The organism is Colwellia sp. BRX10-3, assembly GCF_014077505.1.
GTDB lineage: Bacteria > Pseudomonadota > Gammaproteobacteria > Enterobacterales > Alteromonadaceae > Cognaticolwellia.
Map to the genome: position 1 here is coordinate 1 of NZ_JACGWA010000055.1, position 247 is coordinate 247.

Here is a 247-nt window from a genome sequence, read left to right on the forward strand (position 1 = left end):
GAATCACTTTCAGTAGTTAAAAAAGTGGCTGGCGTACAAAGCGAAAGCACGAGCTCGGTGAACACGAGTTTCTCTAATGCCATTGGCACACTCAGACATGCAAGCTCAAATGGCATAGTCGAAGGTAATTTAACCTTAGGTGTTACGGCTTCAGATACTGATGTAATGAATAAAGTGTCGCTTTATTTACCTAACGCAGAGCGAAGCTTTGTTTTATGCTCAAACAATTGTTCCCCTGATTTTCAAG

At 41.3% G+C, this 247-nt stretch carries 1 protein-coding gene; it reads left to right on the forward strand.

The genetic code is table 11. The features are described from left to right. The coding region (locus H4J38_RS17025) for a hypothetical protein (protein ID WP_182133679.1) at positions 1-247 on the forward strand (247 nt) is incomplete at both ends.